The following is an 18,388-nucleotide window of genomic DNA, read 5'->3' as shown; positions in this document are numbered from 1 at the left end:
CGGAACCTCCCTCAGATCTAGCCTGGAGGGGTGCACAACCATCCCGAGCCCGCCGGCGGCTGGCGAAGCGCCTCCAGCCGCCGGCTCCTGGCGATCTCGCTCGGGATCACCGCCACCGTCATGGTGGTGCAGGTGGTCGGGGCGATCCTCTCCGGATCGCTCGCCCTCATCGCCGACGCGGCGCACATGTTCACCGACGCGGCGGGCCTGGTCATCGCTCTTTTCGCCGCCGTCGTTGCGGCCCGCCCTGCCACCGACCGACGCACCTACGGCTATCAGCGTGCCGAGGTGTTCGGGGCCCTCGCCAACGGCGTGATCCTCATCGTCCTCGCGGCGTGGGTCGGCATCGAGGCCGTCTCACGCCTGATCGCGCCCGCCGAGGTCGAGGTCGCAGGTGGCGTGATGCTCGTCGTCGCGGTGATCGGTCTCGTCGCCAACGGCGCCGCCATGTGGCTGCTGAGCGTCGCGCAGAAGACGAACCTCAACATCCGCGGTGCCTACCTCGAGGTGCTCGGCGACCTCCTGGGCTCGATCGCGGTGATCATCGCCGCGGTCGTGATCCTCGTGACCGGCTGGGCACCGGCCGATGCCCTCGCGTCCCTCGCGATCGCGGCGATGATCGTGCCGCGGGCGGTCACGCTCCTCCGCGAGGTCGCCTCGGTTCTCAGTGAAGCCGCCCCGCGGGGTATGGAGGTCCGCGACATCCGCGCTCACATCCTCGGCACACCAGGCGTCGTCGACGTGCACGACGTCCATGTGTGGCAGCTCACCCGCGGTGCGCCGGTCTTCAGCGCGCACGTGGTCGTGTCGTCGGAGGTCATCACGGCGGGCCGGTCCGACGCCGTGCTCCGCGATCTGCAGGGCTGCCTCTCCGAGCACTTCGACGTCGCCCACTCGACTTTCCAGGTCGAAGGCGCCGGGCATATCGAGCACGACGCCCACGCCTGATCAGTCCTCGCGGACGACCTCGTCGGCATGCTTGTCGGGACGAAGTCCTCGCCAGCGCGAGTGACGCAGGATGCCCGTCGGGGTGAACTCGCCGAACTCGACCTCGCCCACCAGCTCGGGACGAACCCACTGCACCCCTCGGGTGTCGACGGCGGGGACGCCCACGAGAGGGTTCCGATCCGTGGCGAGGGGGGTCAGCCGTTCCTGGAGAGCTCGGAGCTCCCGATCGGTGAACCCCGTTCCCACACGCCCGGCGTAGCGCAGACCTTCGTCGCCCGGGATGCCGAGGAGGAGTGAACCGAAGGTGTGGGCCCGGCCGCCCTGACCTGGCCGGATCCCCGCGATGACGACCTCCTGGGTGCGGGTCAGCTTGACCTTCAGCCATGACTCCGACCGCGCCCCGCGCCGGTAAGGCGACGTCGGGTCCTTGACCACGACGCCCTCCAGCCGGAGCTGTCGGCTGGTCTGGAGGGCGATGTCGACATCCTCGAACACCGGCGGCGTCACGATGGCCGGAATGGATGACGCGGCCAGTCGCTCCAGCATCGCTCGCCGCTGCCGCAGAGGCAGCGCGGAGACATCCTTCCCCTCGACGACGAGCACGTCGAACAGGTAGTAGTGCACGGGGGTGCGGGCCGCCTCGCGCGCGATGTCCCCCTCGCGGACGAGGTTCATCCGGGTCTGGAGGAGGGGGAAGCTCGGACGGCCGTGATCGAGAGCGACGAGCTCGCCGTCGACGATCGCCGGACTCTCGCCGAGGGCGGCGTCTACGCCGCTGATCTCGGGGTAGCGCGCTGTCAGCTTGTTGCCGCTGCGGGCCCAGAGTCGTAGGCGGCGACCGTCCCAGACGCCGATCGCGCGAATGCCGTCCCACTTCGCCTCCGCCCACGCCGGAGAGCCCCAGCGCAGGGCGTCGGAGCGTGCGCGGACCGGGGTGGCCGACGTCGAGAGCATGGGGGCGAGGTCGCGCGCGCGGGGCGGCCACGCTGCGTCGGGCGCGGCGGCGAGGAGGGCGTCGAGGTCGGGCTCGCTCGCATCGCGCTCATGCTCCGGCTCGGCGGGGGGCGAGGAGGCCGTGGGGGGCGATGCCGTGACCGGCTCCGCATCGGCTTGGGGCCTCCCCGCGGCATCCGTTTTCATGCGATGGAGGAGCCAGGAGGACTTCTCGCCCTGACCCTCCGTGCGGATCAGGGCGAGCCGCACCCGACCGAGCGGACCGCCGGGGCGGCCCTCGGCGGTGAAGATGATCTCGTCATCGCGCCACTTCTCGAGTTCGTAGTGGCCGGTGTCCCAGATCGTCATGGTGCCGGCGCCGTACTGGCCGGCGGGGATGGTGCCCTCGAAGGTCGCGTACTCCATGGGGTGATCCTCGGTCATGACCGCGAGGGTGTTGCGGGCGGTCGAGTGCGGGATGCCGCGGGGCACCGCCCAGCTCACCAGCACGCCGTCGCGTTCGAGGCGCAGATCCCAGTGCAGGCGCGAGGCGTGATGCTCCTGGACCACGAATCTCGGGAGCCCGTCGGGAGTCGTCCGATGCGCGGCCGGCGCCGAGGGCACGGGCTCAGGAGTGGCGCCGGCGGTGCGCTTGGCGATATAGGCGGTGAGCGGCGCGACCCCGCCGTCGCGGGTGCCCGGCGCGGCGTCGCGATCGAGCGCGGCGAGGGGGTCGCCGATCTCTTCGACCCGGTCGAGGACCTCGTCGAATCGGAGATGACGCAGCTGCGGATCGTCCAGCTCGGCCCACGTGCGCGGCGTCGCCACCGTCGGCCGGGGTCGACCACGCAGGGAATAGGGCGCGATGGTCGTCTTCGAACCGTTGTTCTGACTCCAGTCGATCAGCACCCGCCCGTCGCGGACGGCCTTCTTCATGCTGCTGACCACGAGGTCGGGGTGATCGGCTTCGATCGATCGGGCGAGTTCGCGGGCGAGGCGCGACGCGCCGTCGCTCGTCTGGCCGGGGGGGAGGGCGCAGTAGAGCTGCAGTCCCTTGCTGCCGCTTGTCACCGGATAGGGTTCGAGCCCCATCGGGGAGAGGATGTCGCGGGCCCATCGCGCCACCTCCGCGCACTCGGCGAGGCCGGCACCGGGACCGGGGTCGAGGTCGAGAACCAGACGGTCTGCGTCGCCGCGCTCGCCGTCGACCGTGAAGCGCCACTGCGGCACGTGCAGCTCGAGGCTGGCGACCTGCGCGAGGTAGACCAGGGTGGGGAGGTCCTCGACGAGCGGGTACTCCTTGGTGCCGCTGGAGTGGGGAATGGGCATTCGGGGCACCCACTCGGGGGCCCCGGGCTCGAGGTCTTTCGCGAAGAACGACATCTCGGGGTGCGCGTCGGTTCCCACGCCCTCCGGCCAGCGCTTCCGGGTCACCGGCCTCCCGGCCACGTGGGGGAGCAGGACGGGTGCGATGCGGGTGTAGTACGCGATGACCTCGCCCTTGGTGGTGCCCGTCTCGGGATAGAGCACCTTGTCGAGGTTCGTCAGGCGCAGCCGGCGGCCGCCGATGCGGACCAGTTGCTCATCGCCGGGCATGGGGCAAGGGTAGCCGTGAGCGGTGTGACAGGTGTTCACTGGTGTGATGAGGTCGATCTGGAAGGGCGCGCTGACGTTCGGGCTGGTCAACGTGCCGGTCAAGGTGTATTCGGCCACGGAGGATCACGACGTGTCCCTCCATCAGGTGCACAACAAAGACGGCGGACGCATCCGCTACCAGCGCGTGTGCGAGATCGACGGCGAGGTCGTGCCCTACAGCGACATCGACCGGGCCTACGACGACGGACAGCAGACCGTCATCCTCACCAAGGACGACTTCGACGCGCTGCCCGCCGAGAAGAGCCGAGAGATCGACGTCGTCGAGTTCGTGCCGAGCGACCAGGTCGACCCGCTGCTGTTCGACAAGGCGTACTATCTCGAGCCCGACTCCGCCTCGCCGAAGGCGTACGTGCTGCTGCGTCGAACGCTGGAGCAGACCGATCGCACCGCGATCGTGCGGTTCTCGCTGCGGCAGAAGACCCGGCTCGCCGCGCTGCGCGTCCGCGGAGACGTGCTCGTGCTGCAGACGCTGCTGTGGTCGGACGAGGTGCGCGAGGCGACGTTCCCGTCGCTGGAGGAGGACGTGAAGATCTCGGGCAAAGAGCTCGAGCTGTCGGCCGCCCTTGTGGACAGCTTCGCAAGCGACTTCGACCCGACCGAGTTCACCGACGACTATCAGGAGGAGCTGCGCACCCTCATCAAGGCCAAGATCGAACAGGGCGACGCGATCGACACGGCCGAGACGTTCGGCACCGAGGATGAGGGTGAGGGCGGCGGTGAGGTCATCGACCTGATGGAGGCGCTGCGCGCGAGCGTGGAGCGCTCGCGTGCGGCACGGTCGGGGAAGAAGGATGACGCCGAGTCCGGCACGGCGAGCGGCTCGGCCGCATCGGGCGCGTCGAAGGGGCCCGCGAAGAAGAAGGCCCCTCGGAAGAAGACCGCCAAAGCGTCGTAGCGCCGCGCGCCGTCACGCTTCGCGCGTGCGCATCCCCTCCAGCAGCGCATCTCGCAGCGACGCGGGAAGGGTGGGCGGGATGTCGGGCTCGACGCCGAGGGCGTGCAGCGACCGGCTGTAGAAGTTTCGCGCCGCCGCGGCGAAGGCGATGTCGACGATCTCGCGATCGCTGAACCCGAGCCGTTGCAGCTCAGCGGCATCCTCCGGCGTCATGGACGCAGAATCCCCGCTCAGCCTCTCGGCGAAGGCCATCATCGCGACCTCGTCGGGGGCGAGCCCCGCCGTGCGGTAGTCGCGGGCGATGCGTTCGAGCTCGTCGGCCTCGATGTAGCCGAGCGCCTTCACGCCGTGGTGGGCGCGGCACGAGGTCGAGCCCAGCGCACCGGCCGCCGCGAGCGTGACCAGCTCGTAGCGTCGCAGCCCGAGGCTGGGAACGACGGCGCGGATGAGCTGTTCGAATGCGGCGACGGCCTCGGGGTTGAGGGCGGTGACCCTGGTATGGGGCGTCACGTAGCCGAGACTCTCGCGATCGTCCGCGTACAGCGTGGCGGCGGCGCCTTCGACCTCGGCCTCGGTGGGCGTGCGGATGACGGACATGCGCCGAGGGTACGCCCGGCGCCCCGCTCCCGGAAGAGCGGTCGCCGGGCGGCTCTCAGACCTCGGGAGTCGTGCCTGGGCGGTGCTCGGGCCCGCGCTGGAAGACGTCGGGGTCGAGCACGAGCTGGCGTGCCTCGACGGCGTCGGTGTCGGTGTCCTCGCCCGCCGCCGCGGCCTTCTTCGCCTTGCGGCGCTCGGCGAGGTAGTGCCAGACGATGAAGATCACCGTGCCGCCGACCGCTACGAGCAGGATGACGTCGATGTAGTCGGTCACGAACTGTCCGACACCGGGGATGAATCCGATGCCGTAGCCGATCATCGTCAGACCGAAGCCCCAGATGACCGCTCCGATGAAGTTGTACAGGGTGTAGCGGTGCCACGGCATGTGGCCGACGCCGGCCGCCACGGGTGCGAAGGTGCGGACGATCGGCACGAAGCGGGCCAGGATGATCGTCAGTCCGCCCCACCGCTCGAAGAACGCGTTGGTGCGCTCGACGTTGCGTCGGCTGAAGACGCCGGATTCCTTTCGTTCGAACACCGCGGGACCGCCCTTGTGCCCGATGAGATAACCGACTTCACCGCCGACGAACGCGGCGAGTCCGATCAGGAGCGCCACCCACCAGGCGCTGATGCCGAAGACGCCGTTGGGGGCCACCTCGGAGGGATGCGAGAGCAGGCCCGCCATGATCAGCAGCGTGTCACCCGGGAGAAGGAACCCCACCAGAAGGCCGGTCTCGGCGAACACGATGAAGCAGACCACGGCGAGCGCCCAGGGGCCGGCCGCGGCGATGATCGCGGCGGGATCGAGCCAGGGGATGAGAGCGGTGGGAACGGTGTACACGTGAGTCCCGTCGGGTCGCGGCGGCAGGGGACGCACCTCGCCGGAGAACGAACGGGATGCGCGTGCGGAAGGTGGGACTTGAACCCACACGCCCGGAGGCACAGGAACCTAAATCCTGCGTGTCTGCCAGTTTCACCACTCCCGCGGGTGGGATCAGTCTAGGCGAGCGGTTCCCACGGGAGCATGGGGATAACCCGAGAGCTCCGACCGTCGGATCAGCGTTTGATGCCGAAGAGGAAGTAGGCCGCCGGCCCGATCCAGTTGACGAGGATGACGGGTATCCATACGGGCTTGGGTCCGGTGACCTGCCGGCTGTCTCGATGGGCGAGGTCCCAGAATGCCAGGAACGCGAATGCGGCCTGCACGATGCCGAGGAGCCCGAGAGTCACGCGGACGACGGGGGCCACGGTGGTGGCCGCCGCAGCGCCTTGGGCTGCACCCTTCAGCACGGTCGAACGGTCGGAAGGTTCACTCGGTGTGATCACAGGAGCACTCTCTCATCTCGGCGTGGCAGGGTCCATACCCGTCCCGCGCTGCCGAGCGGGAGGAAGATGCGGGATGGGGGAGGGCTTGAGCCGGCCGTTGTCGATGGGTGACTTCCACAGCACTCGATGTCCGTCCGACGCAGGATTAGGAGTCGGGTTCGGGAATCTCCTCCCCGTGATGAGCGTGGGAGAGATGCGGAGGAAATCGAATTTCGGCACCGGATTCCACGACACCAGGTCGACAGCCCCGGTCTGTTCGATTTCATCGTCGGCGTCCATCCGTCGCACGCACCCCTCCATGACGACGCTCCACCACTGAGCCCGGTCCGAACCGTCCAGCTCGAAGGTGACGAGTGAGGTGTGCAGCAGGTTCTCCAGTTTCGTCCCCGGTGCCGAGCGGACGATGAGGGTGTCTTCGAAGACGAGGTAGTTCATCGGGAACACCAGCGGAGCCCGCTCCCGCTGAGGAAAAGCGAACCGCCCGAGTGACTGACGACGGATGAGCAGCCAGCATTCGTCCGCGGACAGTTCCCGCACGCCGAGCGAAGCCGGCGTCGGCGGGGCAGGCGCCGCGCGACGCAGGTAGGGATTGGGCGCCCCTTCCGCCGCGGTCATGCTCCCGCCCTTCACCCGTCGCCTCAGGCTCGCCGCGACACGGTCATCGCTGCGCACTCTGCTGCACGTTCGCCGCGTCGACGGAGGCGGGCGTGACGCGGGGGTGGACGACGAGGACCGGGCAGTGCGCGTGCTCGGCGCAGGCGGCGCTGACCGAGCCGAGGAGGAGACCGGCGAACCCGCCGAGGCCTCGACTGCCCAGGACGAGCATCGCGGCCGATCGGCTGAGGTCGATGAGTGTGGGGGCGGCTGCGCCGGCGAGGACCCGCCTCCCGAGCTGCGTCGGAGGGTTCTCACCGAAGGCCCGCCGGATGGCGTCGTCGAGGATCGTCGTGGCGTCGTCCTTCGGCGACCACGCGGAGATGAACGCCGGGTCGCTGTAGGGCGGGTAACTCCAGGTGATGACGGCGTCGAGGGGGGCGTGGAGGGCCTCTGCCAGGCGAGACGCGTAGCGCAGGGCTTCGATCGACGACGGTGAGCCGTCGACCGCCGCAATGATCAGGTCGTGTTCGCGGTCTGTCGCCATCTCGCCAGCCTCATCGTCGAGGACGGAAGCGGGCGGGACCAAGGTCACACCGCCTGGTCGAAGCGGGGCTGTGGATAACATCCGCCGACGATCGCTGCGCTTTTGCAAGGATGCTCCGGTGACTTCCCCCGCACGTCTCGACGACGCGTCGACCACGGTCGTCGTGGCTCGCGTTCGTGATCGGCTGCGCGCGCAGAGCGCGGATCCGACGAAGGACCCGGATGCGGCGGCGCGGATCGCCGCCGACGAGGTTCGGCGTCACAACGACTACGCCCTCGCCCGGGGTCTGGCCACCATCGATGACGAATACGGCGCCGTCCGCGAGGTCGTCGCGCAGGTCACCGGCTACGGCCCCCTGCAGGCCTACCTCGACGACCCCGGGGTCGAGGAGCTGTGGATCAACGCTCCTGACCGCGTGTATGTCGCACGAGGAGGGGTGCCCGAGCGGGTTCCGCTCCACCTCACGGACACGGCGGTGCGAGACCTGGTGGAGCGGATGCTGCACGCGACCGGCCGCAGGGTCGACCTCAGCCAGCCATTCGTCGACGCGTCGCTCCCCGACGGCAGTCGCCTGCACGTGGTCATCCCCGACATCACGCGGCGGCACTGGGCCGTCAACATCCGGAAGTTCCTCCCGGCCTACCGCGATCTGAACGCGCTGGTCGAGGTCGGTTCCCTCGCGCCTCACGCGGCGGATCTGCTCCGGCGAGCGATGGGTGAGGGGCGGAGCGTCCTGGTGTCGGGCGCCACCCACGCCGGCAAGACGACGCTGCTCGGCGCGCTGGTCGCCGCGAGCCCCCGGGCGCACCGCATCGTGACGGTGGAGGAGACGTTCGAGCTGGCGGTGTCGGCTCCCGATCTCGTGGCCATGCAGGGTCGACAGCCGAGCCTGGAGGGAACGGGCGAGGTGACGCTGCGCAGACTCGTCAAGGAGGCTCTGCGGATGCGCCCCGACCGCATCGTCGTCGGTGAGGTGCGCGACGCCGAGGCGCTGGACCTGCTCCTCGCACTCAACACCGGCGTGCCGGGCGCGGCGACCATTCACGCGAACTCCGCGCCCGAGGCGTTGGTGAAGCTCTCGACGCTGCCGCTTCTCGCCGGCCGCAACATCGATGCGGCGTTCGTGGTCCCCGCGGTCGCCCAGGGCGTGGACCTCGTCGTCCACTGCGAGCGTGCGGTGGACGGGCGCCGCCGCGTCGGAGAGATCGTGGAACCCACCGGTGTCCGCGACGGTGTCATCGAGTCACGCGTCCTTTACCGCGCGGGGGAGCGATGACGCTCCTCTGGGGCGGCGTGCTGGCCGCCGGCATCCTGCTCGCACTGTCGCCCTGGCTCTGGCCCGCCACCGGTGAGAAGCGACCGGCCGTCTCCACGGCAGTGGGCGGCCGGATGACGCAGCTCCTGCGGGAGGCCGGGCTGGCGCGCGTCACTCCACTCGCCCTCGTCGTCGTCGCGGTCCTGCTCGCCGTCGTCGTCGCCGCGTCGGTCTTCCTCCTCACCGCCGTGCTGCCCCTCGCGCTGGTGGCCTTGGCCGGGGCCGCGGTCGCCCCCTACTGGTGGGTGCGGGCCCGGCGCGACCGGATGAGGAAGAACCGGCGATCGCTCTGGCCGGATGTCTGCGACCTCCTCGTCGCGTCGGTGCGGGCGGGCATGTCGCTTCCCGACGCGGTGGCGAGTCTGGCCGAGTCTGCTCCGCTCGCCCTCCGTCCGAACTTCCGCGGATTCGCCCGCGATCTGGCGGCATCCGGGCACTTCGACTCGGCGATCCTCGCCCTCAAGAACAACCTCGCCGACCCCGTGGCGGATCGGGTCGTCGAAACCCTGCGGATGGCCCGTCAGGTCGGTGGCACCGAGCTGAGCACGGTCCTTCGCGCGCTTTCGGCGTCGGTGCGCTCCGACGCGGCGATTCGCGCGGAGGTGGACGCGCGCCAGTCCTGGATCCGCGGGGCTGCGGTCCTCGGTGCCGCCGCTCCCTGGGTGATCCTGGCCCTCCTGGCGCTGCGTCCTGAGGGGGCTGCCGCCTATGCGACCGCGGAGGGCATGGTGCTGATCGTCGGCGGTGCGGTGGTGTCGGTGGTCGCGTTCCGCATCATGCTGCGCATCGGTCGCCTCCCCGAGGCCCGGAGGTGGGCGCGATGACCACTCTCACCCTGACCGACGCGTCCCTGGCGGTGGTGCTCGGCGTCGCCCTGGGAGCCGGCATCCTGCTCCTTCTCTCTCGCGCTCCGCGCTGGCGATCGGCCCCCCTCAGCCAGCGGATCGCCCCGTACATCCGCGACATCACCGATCCGATCGGCGCCACGCCCCTCACCACGGGCTTCGGTGACGATCTGGCGGCGATCTGGCAACGGACGCAGAACACGATCGCCGCGCGTCTGGCCGGTTCGGCCTCGGTCGAGCGGCGCCTCCGCCAGGCGGCGTGGACGATCGACATCGCCGCCTTTCGCGGACGCCAGCTCGGATTCGCCCTCGCCGGCCTCACCGTCGGCGCCGTGCTCGTCGTCGTGCTCATGCTCACCGGCCGCGGATCGCCCGCGGCGGTCCTTCTTCCTCCGCTCTTCGCGACGGCCGGGGCGCTCGCCTGCGACCTGCAGCTCTCACGCGCCGCTCGGCAGCGACGCGCCCGCATCGAGGAGGAACTCCCCACGGTGCTCGAGTTCTTCGCGCTGTGTCTGTCTGCCGGTGAAGGCATCCTCGACGCGCTGCGTCGCGTGGGCGACCTGTCGGGCGGTGAGATGACCGTCGAGCTGCGCGGTGCGGTCGTCGCGGTGGGAACCGGGTCATCGCTCTCGGACGCCCTCACCGATCTGGCGGCGCGGGTGGATTCCCCGGCGGTGTCACGCGCGGTCGATCACCTCGCGGCCGCGATCGACCGCGGTGCGCCGCTGGCCCAGGTGCTCCACGCCCAGGCACTGGATGCCCGCGAGGACGCCAAACGTGCCCTCATCGAACGCGCGGGGCGCAACGAGATCGCCATGCTCGTGCCGCTGGTCTTCCTGATCCTGCCGCTGAGCGTGCTCTTCGCCGTGTTCCCCGGCATCTTCCTGCTGCGGCTGGGGATCGGATGACCCGTACCCGCCTCCGCACCCGGCACGACAGGGCCCGGAGGCCCCGACGAAAGGAGAACGGCATGCGCCAGTTCGTGAGCCGAAACTGGACCCGCGCGCGGACCGCGTTCGGCGACGTGGTCGCCGATGACCGCGGCGACGTGCCCGGCTGGGTGCTCATCACCCTGATGACCGCCGGATTGGTCGTGGTGATCTGGGCCCTCGCCGGTCCGGCCCTGGCGGGACTGTTCGAGCAGGCCATCCAACGCGTCTCGGGCTTCTGAGGTGCTCGCGGCGGCGCGTGCCCTGGGTCGTCTGATCCGGTCGCCGAAAGCGGATGCCGCTGACGAGCGCGGCTCCGCACCGGTGGAGTTCGTCCTGGTCGGCGTGATGCTGACCGCGCTCACGCTGAGCGTCCTGCAACTCGGACTCGGCATCTACGTCCGCAACGTCATCCATGACGCGGCCGTCGAGGGCGCCTATCACGCCGCTCTCGCCGACACGTCGCTCCTCGACGGTGCAGACCGTACGTCGCAAATCGTCCGGCGCACCGTCGGCTCCGCGTACGCCGACGGTGTCGTCGTCACCGAGACCGCCTCCTTCGGCTACCCGGCCGTGGAGGTCACCGTGCGGGCACCTCTTCCCGTGATCGGTCTGGTCGGTCTTCCCGGCCTGATGGAGGTGAGAGCCCATGCGCCCGTCGAGTCGTTCGACTGAGGCGAGGGACTTCGCCGGCCTCGCCGACGACCCCGACGACCGCGGCTCGGCCGCCCTGGAGTTCATCGTCGTCGGACTGCTCCTCCTCGTTCCGCTCGTCTACGTCGTGGTATCCCTCGGGCTCATCCAAGGGCAGGCGCTCGGGGTGGAAGCCGGCGCCCGCCACGTGGCGCGCGCTGTGGCGGGTGCGAGCGACGCCGCCGATGCCGACCGGCGCGCCGAGCGCGTCCTCGCCTCGGTCGCGGGGGAGTACGGCATCGACCCCGACCGCCTGGACCTCTCGCTCGAGTGCGCTCCGGCGGGCGGTGCCTGCCCGCGAGCGGGTGCGACCCTGCTCGTGGGCGTGCGCACCACCGTCGCCCTCCCGCTGGTGCCGCCGGTGTTCGGTCTGGACCGCATCGCCGTCATTCCGGTGGAGGCGACAGCCGCGCAGCGCGTCTCCCGATTCTGGGAGGCCGGATGACGCGTCGACGCCGCGGAGGCACCGCCGCGTCGGACGACACCGGCAGCGTGCTGCTCCTCACCCTCGGGTATGCGGTCCTCGCGCTCGTGGTCGTCCTGGTGTGTGTCGACGCCACGAGTCTCTATCTCGCTCAGAAGCGGGTCGATGCGGCGGCCGACGCTGCGGCACTCGCAGGCGCGGACGGTTTCGAATTGGTGGTCGATGCCGGTGAACCGCGTGCCCTCCTGACCGACGACGACGTCGGGGAACTCGCCGTCGCCCTCGTCGAACAGTGGGGCGACGATCTGCGGGTCACCGCCGCGGGCACGCCCGACGGAACATCCGCCCGGGTGACGGTCGCGGGCACGTGGCGCCCGCCGATCGCAACGCTCTTCGTCCCCGACGGCGTGGCGCTGGAGGCCACGGCGACCAGCCGGACCGCGCTGCGATGATCGCCGCAGACCGACGCGGTCAAACGGCGAGCCCGATCGCGAGCGCGACGACCGCGATCAGCGGCGGCACAGCCTGGATGGCGGCGGGTCGAAGCATCCGCCGGTTCGACAGGACGAGCACGAGGCCCGCGGCAATCATCGACCCCGTCGCCACGAACACCAGCGTCGCGCCGACCGCGGTGACGCCGGCGGCGACGAGCACGATGCCGAGGAGAGCCGAAACGGCGAGGAAGAGGTTGTAGAACCCCTGGTTGAAGGCCATCGCCCTCGTCGTCTGCGCCTCCTCGAGGCTGCGGACGCCGAAGGTCTTGCGGGTGCGGCTGCTCGTCCAGGTCAGCGACTCCAACACGAAGATGTAGACGTGGATGAGCGCAGCGATCGCTGCGAAGACGAGCCCGACGACGATCATGCTCCGAGCGTACGCCCGGCCCTTTCTCCGTCAGGGGCGCGGCACGAACCGCGGCACCCACCGGGCGAAGGCTCCCGCGCCGACGAATCCGACGACACCGACCACGGCCGCCGCGACCGACAGCGATGCCGCCGCCGCGATCGCCGACACGGCGAGGGGCGCGAGTGCACCCCCGGCATCGGTCAGCGTGCGCCAGGAGCCGAGGAAAGGCGCGGGATCGTCGGGGGGCGCGGCGTCGGCGCCGAGGGTCAGGAGGATGCCGCTGGAGAGTCCGTTGCCGACCCCCAGCACGGCGCCGAACATCGCGAACCACATATCGGCCGAGGCGAGGTCGTGGGTGAACGCCAACGCCAGGAAACCCGCCCCCATGAGGATCATCGCCGGCAGCGCCGCCCACAGCCGGCCGAACCGGTCCATCACCTGGCCGCTGGCGTAGAAGAGCGCGAAATCGATGGCGCCCGACACTCCCACCACGAGGGCGATCGTCTGCGCATCCAGCCCGATGGAGACGCCCCAGAGCGGCAGCACGACCTGCCGGGCCGATCGGACGGCGGAGAGGGATGCGGCGGCCACGCCCAGCCGCGAGAGCACCGCGCGGTAGCGCCACATCGTGCGGAAGACGCCCTCGCGTGGCCGATGTCGACCGAGGACGGGAACCGATCCCGTGGCGACCGGCTCGCCCGTGTCGCTTTCACCATTCCCGGTTCCCCGCTCACCGGACGCCGTACGCGCGGCTTCGCTTCGATCCGGCTCGGCGATCAGGACCTGCTCGGGATCGGGGCCGAAGAGGACGAGCGTGATGACCGCGGCGAGGCAGGCGCCGAAGAACCAGATGCTCGCCGTCTCGTCCCCGAAGAGGGCGAGAAGACCCGCCGACAGGAAAGGGCCCAGGAACATCCCGAGCCGGAAGGTGCCCCCCAGGAGCGACAGCGCCCGCGCACGGAAGGACAGCGGCACGCGTGTGGTCATGAAGGAGTGGCGGGCGAGTCCGAACGCTGCGGCGCAGAAGCCGATGAGGAAGACCGATGCGGCGAACACCCCGAGCCCCGGTGCGAACACCATGCCCACCACGCCGAGTAGAGAGAGCACACCGGCGATCGCCATGGTGAACCGTTCGCCGATGCGCGCGACGGCGTATCCCGCGGGGATGTTGCCGCACAGCTGGCCGACGACGAGGGCCGAGGCCACCAGTGCTGCCGAGGCGATGTCGGCGCCCAGCCGCGCAGCGATCACGGGGATGAGCGGCAGGATCGCCCCCTCCCCGACGGCGAAGAGGAGAGTCGGGCCGTAGATCATCGGCGCGAAGCGGCCGAGCACTGCCGCCGCGCCGGGGGAGCGGGGCGGGAGATCTGACACGGTCATCCACGTTAGTCTGGAGTGTCATGCTCGAATTCGATCCGTCCGACGACATCAAGGCCCTCCGGTCCACGTTCTCCGACATCAAGGCCGTCGTCGACGTCGACGCCCTGGAGTCCGAGATCGCGCGCCTCAGTGAGGAAGCCGGCGCCCCCGACCTCTGGGACGACGTGGACAAGGCGCAGAAGGTCACCAGCGCCCTCAGCCACCGCCAGAGCGAGCTCAAGCGCATCTCCGACATCGAGCAGCGCCTCGACGATCTCGAGGTGCTCGTCGAACTCGCCAACGAGATGGAGGACGAAGACTCCGCTGAGGAGGCCCGTCACGAGATCGCCGAGCTCGAGGACGTCATCGGTCAGCTCGAGGTGCAGACGCTCCTCGACGGCGAGTACGACGACCGTTCCGCGGTGGTGACGATCCGATCCGGCGCGGGCGGCGACGACGCCACCGACTTCGCCGAAATGCTGATGCGCATGTACCTGCGGTGGGCCGAGCGCCACAAGTACCCCGTCAAGGTCATGGACACCTCCTACGCGGAGGGCGCCGGGATCAAATCGGCCACCTTCGAGATCGATGCGCCCTACGCCTACGGCACGTTGTCGGTCGAGGCGGGCACCCACCGCCTCGCGAGGATCAGTCCGTTCGGCGCCGCCGACAAGCGACAGACCTCCTTCGCCGCCGTCGAGGTGATCCCGGTGATGGAGGAGGCCGTCGAGGTCGACATCCCCGAGGGTGACATCCGGGTCGACGTCTTCCGCTCTTCCGGACCGGGCGGTCAGTCGGTGAACACCACCGACTCGGCGGTGCGCATCACCCACCTTCCGACCGGCATCGTCGTGTCGATGCAGAACGAGAAGTCGCAGATCCAGAACCGCGCGGCCGCGATGCGTGTGCTCCAGACGCGCCTGCTGCTGCTCAAGCGCGAGGAGGAGGCGGCGAAGAAGAAGGAGCTCGCGGGAACCATCACCGCCAGCTGGGGCGACCAGATGCGCTCGTACTTCCTGTACGGCCAGCAGCTGGTGAAAGACCTGCGCACCGGCCACGAGGTCGGCAACCCCGCGCCGGTGTTCGACGGTGACATCGACGGCTTCATCGCCGCCGGCATCCGCTGGCGCAAGCGCAAAGATGACGACGACTGACGGATGACGCCGCGCCGGGTGTCGCTCGGCGCCTCCGGCGCACCGCCGCTTAGGCTCGTCACGCCATGATCAGGTTCGAGAACGTCACGAAGCACTATCGCGGCACCTCCCGCCCCGCCCTGAACAAGGTCGACTTCGAGGTGCTCCGCGGCGAGTTCGTCTTCCTCGTCGGCGCGTCGGGCTCGGGCAAGTCCTCGTGCCTCCGGCTGATCCTGCGCGAAGACGTGCCGAGCGACGGGCGGGTGGTCGTGCTGGGCCGCGACGTGCGCACGCTCTCCAACCGCAAGGTCCCCTATTTCCGTCGCCACATCGGAGCGGTGTTCCAGGACTTCCGGCTGCTGCCGTCCAAGACGGTGTTCCAGAACGTGGCGTTCACCCTCCAGGTGATCGGGTCGTCGCGTGCGTTCATCCAGCAGGCGGTTCCCGAGGTGCTGGCGCTCGTGGGCCTCGCCGGCAAGGAGAAGCGGTTCCCGCACGAACTCTCCGGCGGTGAGCAGCAGCGCGTGGCGATCGCACGGGCGCTGGCGAATCGGCCGCAGGTGCTCCTCGCTGACGAGCCCACCGGAAATCTCGACCCCGCCACCTCCGTGGACATCATGCAATTGCTCGCCCGGATCAACGCCAACGGCACCACCGTGGTCATGGCCACCCACGAGGCGGGGTTCGTCGACCAGATGAAGCGACGCGTGATCGAGTTGAAGAACGGCGAGATGGTGCGCGACGAACGCCACGGCGGGTACGGCGACACCTCGGCGATTCCGAGCCTCGCTCCCGAGCCCGAGCGGGGGGCCGCCGCCGTCGCCGCCCTCACGGCCGTGCTCGAACTCCAGCGCGAGGCCGCAGCGATGGCCGGGACGAGTCTCCCGACCGAGTCGGGGGCACCACCGTGGGCAGGCGAGACCCGCGAGTCGGCTCCTGAGCCCGCGACGATTCCGGCCGGCGCGCAGGCTCAGCAGCCGGAACGGGCCCCCGCGCCGGGTTCTGCGACGCACGGCATCACGCGACCGCAGACGCAGCCGGTGCCCGTGCAGGACATCCCCGAAGTCGAAGTCGCCGAGCTCGGCGTCGCCGATCGTCTCGGGCTCGGTCGTCGCGACCGGGACGACGAAGTCGGACCGACCTCATGAGGGTCGGTCTGGTGTTGGCCGAGGCGTTCACGGGTCTTCGCCGGAACGCGTCGATGGTCATCTCGGTGGTGCTCGTCACGTTCGTCTCACTCACCTTCGTCGGCGCGGCGATCCTCATGCAGATGCAGATCGGCAAGATGGAGAACTTCTGGGCCGACCGGGCTCAGGTCGCGATCAGCATGTGCACGTCGGTGTCGACGCAGGAGGGCACCTGTGCGGGCGGCGTCGCGACGGCCGAGCAGATCGCTGCGGTGCAGACGCAGCTGGACAGCCCGGCGATCGCCCCGCTCATCGATGAGGTGCGCTTCGAGAACCGCGACGAGGCCTACGCGAACGTCATCGACCTGCTCGGCGAGGACTACGCGAGCGTCATCACCCCCGATCAGCTGAACGAGACCTTCCGGATCAACCTCGTCGACCACCGCCGCTCAGACGTCATCATCGAGGCGTTCCAGGGCATGGAGGGAGTCGAAGTCGTCGAGGATCAGCTGCAGTACCTCGATCCGCTCTTCTCGGCGCTGACCGTCGCGACCTACATCGCGGTGGGGATCGCCGGGCTGATGCTCATCGCCGCGGTGCTCCTCATCGCCACCACGATCCGACTGTCGGCCTTCGCCCGGCGTCGCGAGCTCGGCATCATGCGCATGGTCGGAGCATCCAACCGCTTCATCCAGACCCCGTTCGTCCTGGAGGGTGTCTTCGCCGCCCTCATCGGCTCGATCCTGGCGAGCGTCACGGTCGTGCTGGGATTGCATTTCGGCGTCGAGGAGCTCCGCGGACGCGTGCAGTTCGTCACCACGTGGGTCGACGGCGGCGACGTCGCCGTCGTGATCCCCGTGATCGTCGCCATCGGCGTGGTCCTCGCCGCGCTCTCGGCGAGCTTCGCCATCCGCCGGTGGCTGCGGACCTGACCGCTTGCTAGACTGGCGGGCTGCCGTGCGCGATCCGAATGACCGGATGCGGCTGCGCGGCCCTGAAGGAGGATGCAGCCATGGCACGCGAACGCGGTGAGAAGGTCATCGCGACGAACCGTCGCGCGCGCCACGACTACCTCATCGACAAGACCTACGAGGCGGGACTGGTCCTCACCGGCACCGAGGTGAAGTCGCTGCGTCAGGGACGAGCGAATCTCACCGACGGCTATGCCTACATCGACGGCGGTCAGGCCTTCCTCGACGCCGTCCACATCCCCGAGTACTCGCAGGGACACTGGACCAATCACGCCGCCAAGCGCACGCGGAAGCTCCTCCTGCACAAGGACGAGATCGTCAAGCTCTCGCACGCCGTCTCGGCAGGCGGGTACACGCTCGTCCCTCTGCGCCTGTACTTCTCCGACGGTCGCGCCAAGGTCGAGATCGCCGTGGCGAAGGGCAAGCGCGAATTCGACAAGCGACAGACCCTGCGCGAGCGTCAGGACCGTCGCGAGGCGGAGCGGGCGATGCGCACGCGCAATCGTCTCGGCGACTGAGAAGTCACCAGGCTGACGCCCGCAGTCAACGGGCGACGAAGCGGGCGTCGACGGTGGCGCTGACGACGACATCGGCGGGCTGAAGCCGGATCTCGGCAGCGCCCGCATCACCGGCGAACGCCGCGCGCGCCATCAGGGGACGCATCGACTCGCCGCGCGCGCCACGATCATCGGTCAGCATCCCGGCATCCGCGATCTCGACGGCGGTGACATCCGACAGTCCGAGCGCGCGGGCATAGGCTGTCGCGCGCTCCACGGCGACGGTCACCGCCTCAGCGGCGACCGAGCGCTCCAGAGCCGCCCGCGTCAGAGGGGACAGCCGCCAGTCGACCCCCGTGAACTGCACGCCGTCGCGTTCGACGACCTCGCTCGCCCACGCGGACAGGGCGTCGAAATCGGTGAAGGTCGCCGACAGGTTCACCGTGGCGTGGAAGACGGGTGCCAGCCGCTTCCCCTCGGCGTTCCATGGCCGCTCCGACCACGCCGACACACTGTCGCTCGACCACTGCGCGACACGTCCTTCGGCGTGCGCGTACTCGAGCTCGTCGCGCAGCGGCGCGGTCCAGGCGGAGACCTCAGCGACCACACGTTCCCGGGTTGCGCCCTCGGCGCGCACCACCAGTGTGGCCACGGCCTCCTCAGGGGCCACCCGAGCCTCGTGCTCCCCGTGCACCGTCACCACGACCTCACTCATGAGGCCGACTCTACGACGCGGTGTCGGGAAAATCTCATGCC

Annotated in this window: 22 protein-coding genes and 1 tRNA gene; 13 read left to right on the top strand and 10 right to left on the bottom strand. The window is 69.9% G+C overall.

The window, feature by feature from the left end; translation table 11 throughout:
• The first annotated feature begins 30 nt into the window (after positions 1 to 30).
• Positions 31 to 948, top strand: coding sequence for a cation diffusion facilitator family transporter (locus V6S02_RS08035; RefSeq protein WP_336400447.1), 918 nt, complete (start codon positions 31 to 33; stop codon positions 946 to 948).
• Here the strand turns inward: V6S02_RS08035 and V6S02_RS08030 are convergent, their stop codons facing one another.
• Positions 949 to 3,477 (bottom strand): ATP-dependent DNA ligase, encoded by a 2,529-nt coding sequence (locus V6S02_RS08030; protein WP_336400446.1) that lies wholly within the window; start codon positions 3,475 to 3,477, stop codon positions 949 to 951.
• 46 nt (positions 3,478 to 3,523) lie between these two features.
• On the opposite strand from V6S02_RS08030, the gene ku reads away from it, so the two are divergent.
• Positions 3,524 to 4,432, top strand: a complete 909-nt coding sequence (ku, locus tag V6S02_RS08025) for a non-homologous end joining protein Ku (RefSeq protein WP_124293505.1) — start codon at positions 3,524 to 3,526, stop codon at positions 4,430 to 4,432.
• Positions 4,433 to 4,444: 12 nt separating this feature from the next.
• Here the strand turns inward: ku and V6S02_RS08020 are convergent, their stop codons facing one another.
• From V6S02_RS08020 to V6S02_RS07995, 6 genes are all read right to left on the bottom strand, one after another.
• Positions 4,445 to 5,029, bottom strand: coding sequence for a carboxymuconolactone decarboxylase family protein (locus V6S02_RS08020; RefSeq protein ID WP_336400445.1), 585 nt, complete (start codon positions 5,027 to 5,029; stop codon positions 4,445 to 4,447).
• A 55-nt stretch (positions 5,030 to 5,084) separates the two neighbouring features.
• Positions 5,085 to 5,870: a DedA family protein gene (locus tag V6S02_RS08015; protein WP_124293504.1), complete on the bottom strand. Its 786-nt coding sequence runs from the start codon at positions 5,868 to 5,870 to the stop codon at positions 5,085 to 5,087.
• 63 nt (positions 5,871 to 5,933) lie between these two features.
• Positions 5,934 to 6,015: transfer RNA gene (locus V6S02_RS08010), tRNA-Leu, on the bottom strand.
• Between the two features lie 70 nt (positions 6,016 to 6,085).
• Positions 6,086 to 6,355: a PLDc N-terminal domain-containing protein gene (locus V6S02_RS08005; RefSeq protein ID WP_336400444.1), complete on the bottom strand. Its 270-nt coding sequence runs from the start codon at positions 6,353 to 6,355 to the stop codon at positions 6,086 to 6,088.
• Positions 6,356 to 6,367: 12 nt separating this feature from the next.
• On the bottom strand, positions 6,368 to 6,970 hold the full coding sequence (locus V6S02_RS08000; RefSeq protein WP_336400443.1) for a pyridoxamine 5'-phosphate oxidase family protein: 603 nt from the start codon (positions 6,968 to 6,970) through the stop codon (positions 6,368 to 6,370).
• 43 nt (positions 6,971 to 7,013) lie between these two features.
• A complete protein-coding gene (locus tag V6S02_RS07995) occupies positions 7,014 to 7,496 on the bottom strand; it encodes a universal stress protein (RefSeq protein WP_336400442.1) in 483 nt (160 codons plus the stop codon).
• Positions 7,497 to 7,614: 118 nt separating this feature from the next.
• Between V6S02_RS07995 and V6S02_RS07990 the strand changes: the two genes are divergently transcribed.
• The 7 genes from V6S02_RS07990 to V6S02_RS07960 all read left to right on the top strand — a co-directional run bounded on the left by V6S02_RS07990 (position 7,615) and on the right by V6S02_RS07960 (position 12,154).
• On the top strand, positions 7,615 to 8,772 hold the full coding sequence (locus V6S02_RS07990; RefSeq protein WP_336400441.1) for a CpaF family protein: 1,158 nt from the start codon (positions 7,615 to 7,617) through the stop codon (positions 8,770 to 8,772).
• The gene (locus V6S02_RS07985) at positions 8,769 to 9,635 is read left to right on the top strand and encodes a type II secretion system F family protein (protein ID WP_124293501.1); all 867 of its coding nucleotides are present in this window, start codon (positions 8,769 to 8,771) and stop codon (positions 9,633 to 9,635) included. Before V6S02_RS07990 ends, V6S02_RS07985 begins: the two co-directional genes overlap by 4 nt.
• Positions 9,632 to 10,564: a type II secretion system F family protein gene (locus tag V6S02_RS07980; protein WP_336400440.1), complete on the top strand. Its 933-nt coding sequence runs from the start codon at positions 9,632 to 9,634 to the stop codon at positions 10,562 to 10,564. Before V6S02_RS07985 ends, V6S02_RS07980 begins: the two co-directional genes overlap by 4 nt.
• Before the next feature lie 62 nt (positions 10,565 to 10,626).
• Positions 10,627 to 10,827 (top strand): hypothetical protein, encoded by a 201-nt coding sequence (locus tag V6S02_RS07975; RefSeq protein WP_336400439.1) that lies wholly within the window; start codon positions 10,627 to 10,629, stop codon positions 10,825 to 10,827.
• 1 nt (position 10,828) lies between these two features.
• Positions 10,829 to 11,260 carry a TadE/TadG family type IV pilus assembly protein gene (locus tag V6S02_RS07970; RefSeq protein ID WP_336400438.1) on the top strand — a complete coding sequence of 144 codons (432 nt, stop codon included), beginning with the start codon at positions 10,829 to 10,831 and terminating at the stop codon, positions 11,258 to 11,260.
• Positions 11,235 to 11,723: a TadE family protein gene (locus V6S02_RS07965; RefSeq protein WP_336400437.1), complete on the top strand. Its 489-nt coding sequence runs from the start codon at positions 11,235 to 11,237 to the stop codon at positions 11,721 to 11,723. Before V6S02_RS07970 ends, V6S02_RS07965 begins: the two co-directional genes overlap by 26 nt.
• Positions 11,720 to 12,154, top strand: a complete 435-nt coding sequence (locus V6S02_RS07960) for a pilus assembly protein TadG-related protein (protein ID WP_336400436.1) — start codon at positions 11,720 to 11,722, stop codon at positions 12,152 to 12,154. Before V6S02_RS07965 ends, V6S02_RS07960 begins: the two co-directional genes overlap by 4 nt.
• A 19-nt stretch (positions 12,155 to 12,173) precedes the next feature.
• Here V6S02_RS07960 and V6S02_RS07955 read toward each other — a convergent pair whose 3' ends face one another.
• Positions 12,174 to 12,563, bottom strand: a complete 390-nt coding sequence (locus V6S02_RS07955) for a DUF1304 domain-containing protein (RefSeq protein WP_336400435.1) — start codon at positions 12,561 to 12,563, stop codon at positions 12,174 to 12,176.
• A 30-nt stretch (positions 12,564 to 12,593) separates the two neighbouring features.
• Positions 12,594 to 13,925, bottom strand: a complete 1,332-nt coding sequence (locus V6S02_RS07950) for an MFS transporter (RefSeq protein WP_336400434.1) — start codon at positions 13,923 to 13,925, stop codon at positions 12,594 to 12,596.
• 20 nt (positions 13,926 to 13,945) lie between these two features.
• Here V6S02_RS07950 and prfB point away from each other — a divergent pair, with 20 nt between their 5' ends.
• The 4 genes from prfB (at position 13,946) to smpB (ending at position 17,653) form a co-directional block, all read left to right on the top strand.
• Positions 13,946 to 15,058 (top strand): peptide chain release factor 2, encoded by a 1,113-nt coding sequence (gene prfB / locus V6S02_RS07945; protein ID WP_124293495.1) that lies wholly within the window; start codon positions 13,946 to 13,948, stop codon positions 15,056 to 15,058.
• Positions 15,059 to 15,123: 65 nt separating this feature from the next.
• A complete protein-coding gene (gene ftsE / locus V6S02_RS07940) occupies positions 15,124 to 16,185 on the top strand; it encodes a cell division ATP-binding protein FtsE (protein ID WP_124293494.1) in 1,062 nt (353 codons plus the stop codon).
• Positions 16,182 to 17,096, top strand: coding sequence for a permease-like cell division protein FtsX (gene ftsX, locus V6S02_RS07935; RefSeq protein ID WP_336400433.1), 915 nt, complete (start codon positions 16,182 to 16,184; stop codon positions 17,094 to 17,096). Before ftsE ends, ftsX begins: the two co-directional genes overlap by 4 nt.
• A gap of 80 nt (positions 17,097 to 17,176) precedes the next feature.
• A complete protein-coding gene (gene smpB, locus V6S02_RS07930) occupies positions 17,177 to 17,653 on the top strand; it encodes an SsrA-binding protein SmpB (RefSeq protein ID WP_124293492.1) in 477 nt (158 codons plus the stop codon).
• 25 nt (positions 17,654 to 17,678) lie between these two features.
• Here the strand turns inward: smpB and V6S02_RS07925 are convergent, their stop codons facing one another.
• On the bottom strand, positions 17,679 to 18,347 hold the full coding sequence (locus tag V6S02_RS07925) for an SIMPL domain-containing protein (protein WP_336400432.1): 669 nt from the start codon (positions 18,345 to 18,347) through the stop codon (positions 17,679 to 17,681).
• Positions 18,348 to 18,388: the final 41 nt, after the last annotated feature.

This window comes from Microbacterium sp. CCNWLW134 (assembly GCF_037083565.1).
Lineage (GTDB): Bacteria > Actinomycetota > Actinomycetes > Actinomycetales > Microbacteriaceae > Microbacterium.
The sequence above is the reverse complement of the archived record's forward strand: the minus strand, read 5'-3'. Positions and strand labels throughout refer to the sequence as shown.

Bases quoted from the DNA above. Each gene is read 5' to 3' on its own strand.
- V6S02_RS07985 (WP_124293501.1), top strand. From the start codon at position 8,769: ATGACGCTCCTCTGGGGCGGCGTGCTGGCCGCCGGCATCCTGCTCGCA.
- V6S02_RS08020 (WP_336400445.1), bottom strand. From the start codon at position 5,029: ATGTCCGTCATCCGCACGCCCACCGAGGCCGAGGTCGAAGGCGCCGCC.
- V6S02_RS07925 (WP_336400432.1), bottom strand. From the start codon at position 18,347: ATGAGTGAGGTCGTGGTGACGGTGCACGGGGAGCACGAGGCTCGGGTG.
- smpB (WP_124293492.1), top strand. From the start codon at position 17,177: ATGGCACGCGAACGCGGTGAGAAGGTCATCGCGACGAACCGTCGCGCG.
- prfB (WP_124293495.1), top strand. From the start codon at position 13,946: ATGCTCGAATTCGATCCGTCCGACGACATCAAGGCCCTCCGGTCCACG.
- V6S02_RS08000 (WP_336400443.1), bottom strand. From the start codon at position 6,970: ATGACCGCGGCGGAAGGGGCGCCCAATCCCTACCTGCGTCGCGCGGCG.
- ftsX (WP_336400433.1), top strand. From the start codon at position 16,182: ATGAGGGTCGGTCTGGTGTTGGCCGAGGCGTTCACGGGTCTTCGCCGG.
- V6S02_RS07995 (WP_336400442.1), bottom strand. From the start codon at position 7,496: ATGGCGACAGACCGCGAACACGACCTGATCATTGCGGCGGTCGACGGC.
- ku (WP_124293505.1), top strand. From the start codon at position 3,524: ATGAGGTCGATCTGGAAGGGCGCGCTGACGTTCGGGCTGGTCAACGTG.
- V6S02_RS07975 (WP_336400439.1), top strand. From the start codon at position 10,627: ATGCGCCAGTTCGTGAGCCGAAACTGGACCCGCGCGCGGACCGCGTTC.
- V6S02_RS07980 (WP_336400440.1), top strand. From the start codon at position 9,632: ATGACCACTCTCACCCTGACCGACGCGTCCCTGGCGGTGGTGCTCGGC.
- V6S02_RS07950 (WP_336400434.1), bottom strand. From the start codon at position 13,925: ATGACCGTGTCAGATCTCCCGCCCCGCTCCCCCGGCGCGGCGGCAGTG.
- V6S02_RS08030 (WP_336400446.1), bottom strand. From the start codon at position 3,477: ATGCCCGGCGATGAGCAACTGGTCCGCATCGGCGGCCGCCGGCTGCGC.
- V6S02_RS07955 (WP_336400435.1), bottom strand. From the start codon at position 12,563: ATGATCGTCGTCGGGCTCGTCTTCGCAGCGATCGCTGCGCTCATCCAC.
- ftsE (WP_124293494.1), top strand. From the start codon at position 15,124: ATGATCAGGTTCGAGAACGTCACGAAGCACTATCGCGGCACCTCCCGC.
- V6S02_RS07965 (WP_336400437.1), top strand. From the start codon at position 11,235: ATGCGCCCGTCGAGTCGTTCGACTGAGGCGAGGGACTTCGCCGGCCTC.
- V6S02_RS07960 (WP_336400436.1), top strand. From the start codon at position 11,720: ATGACGCGTCGACGCCGCGGAGGCACCGCCGCGTCGGACGACACCGGC.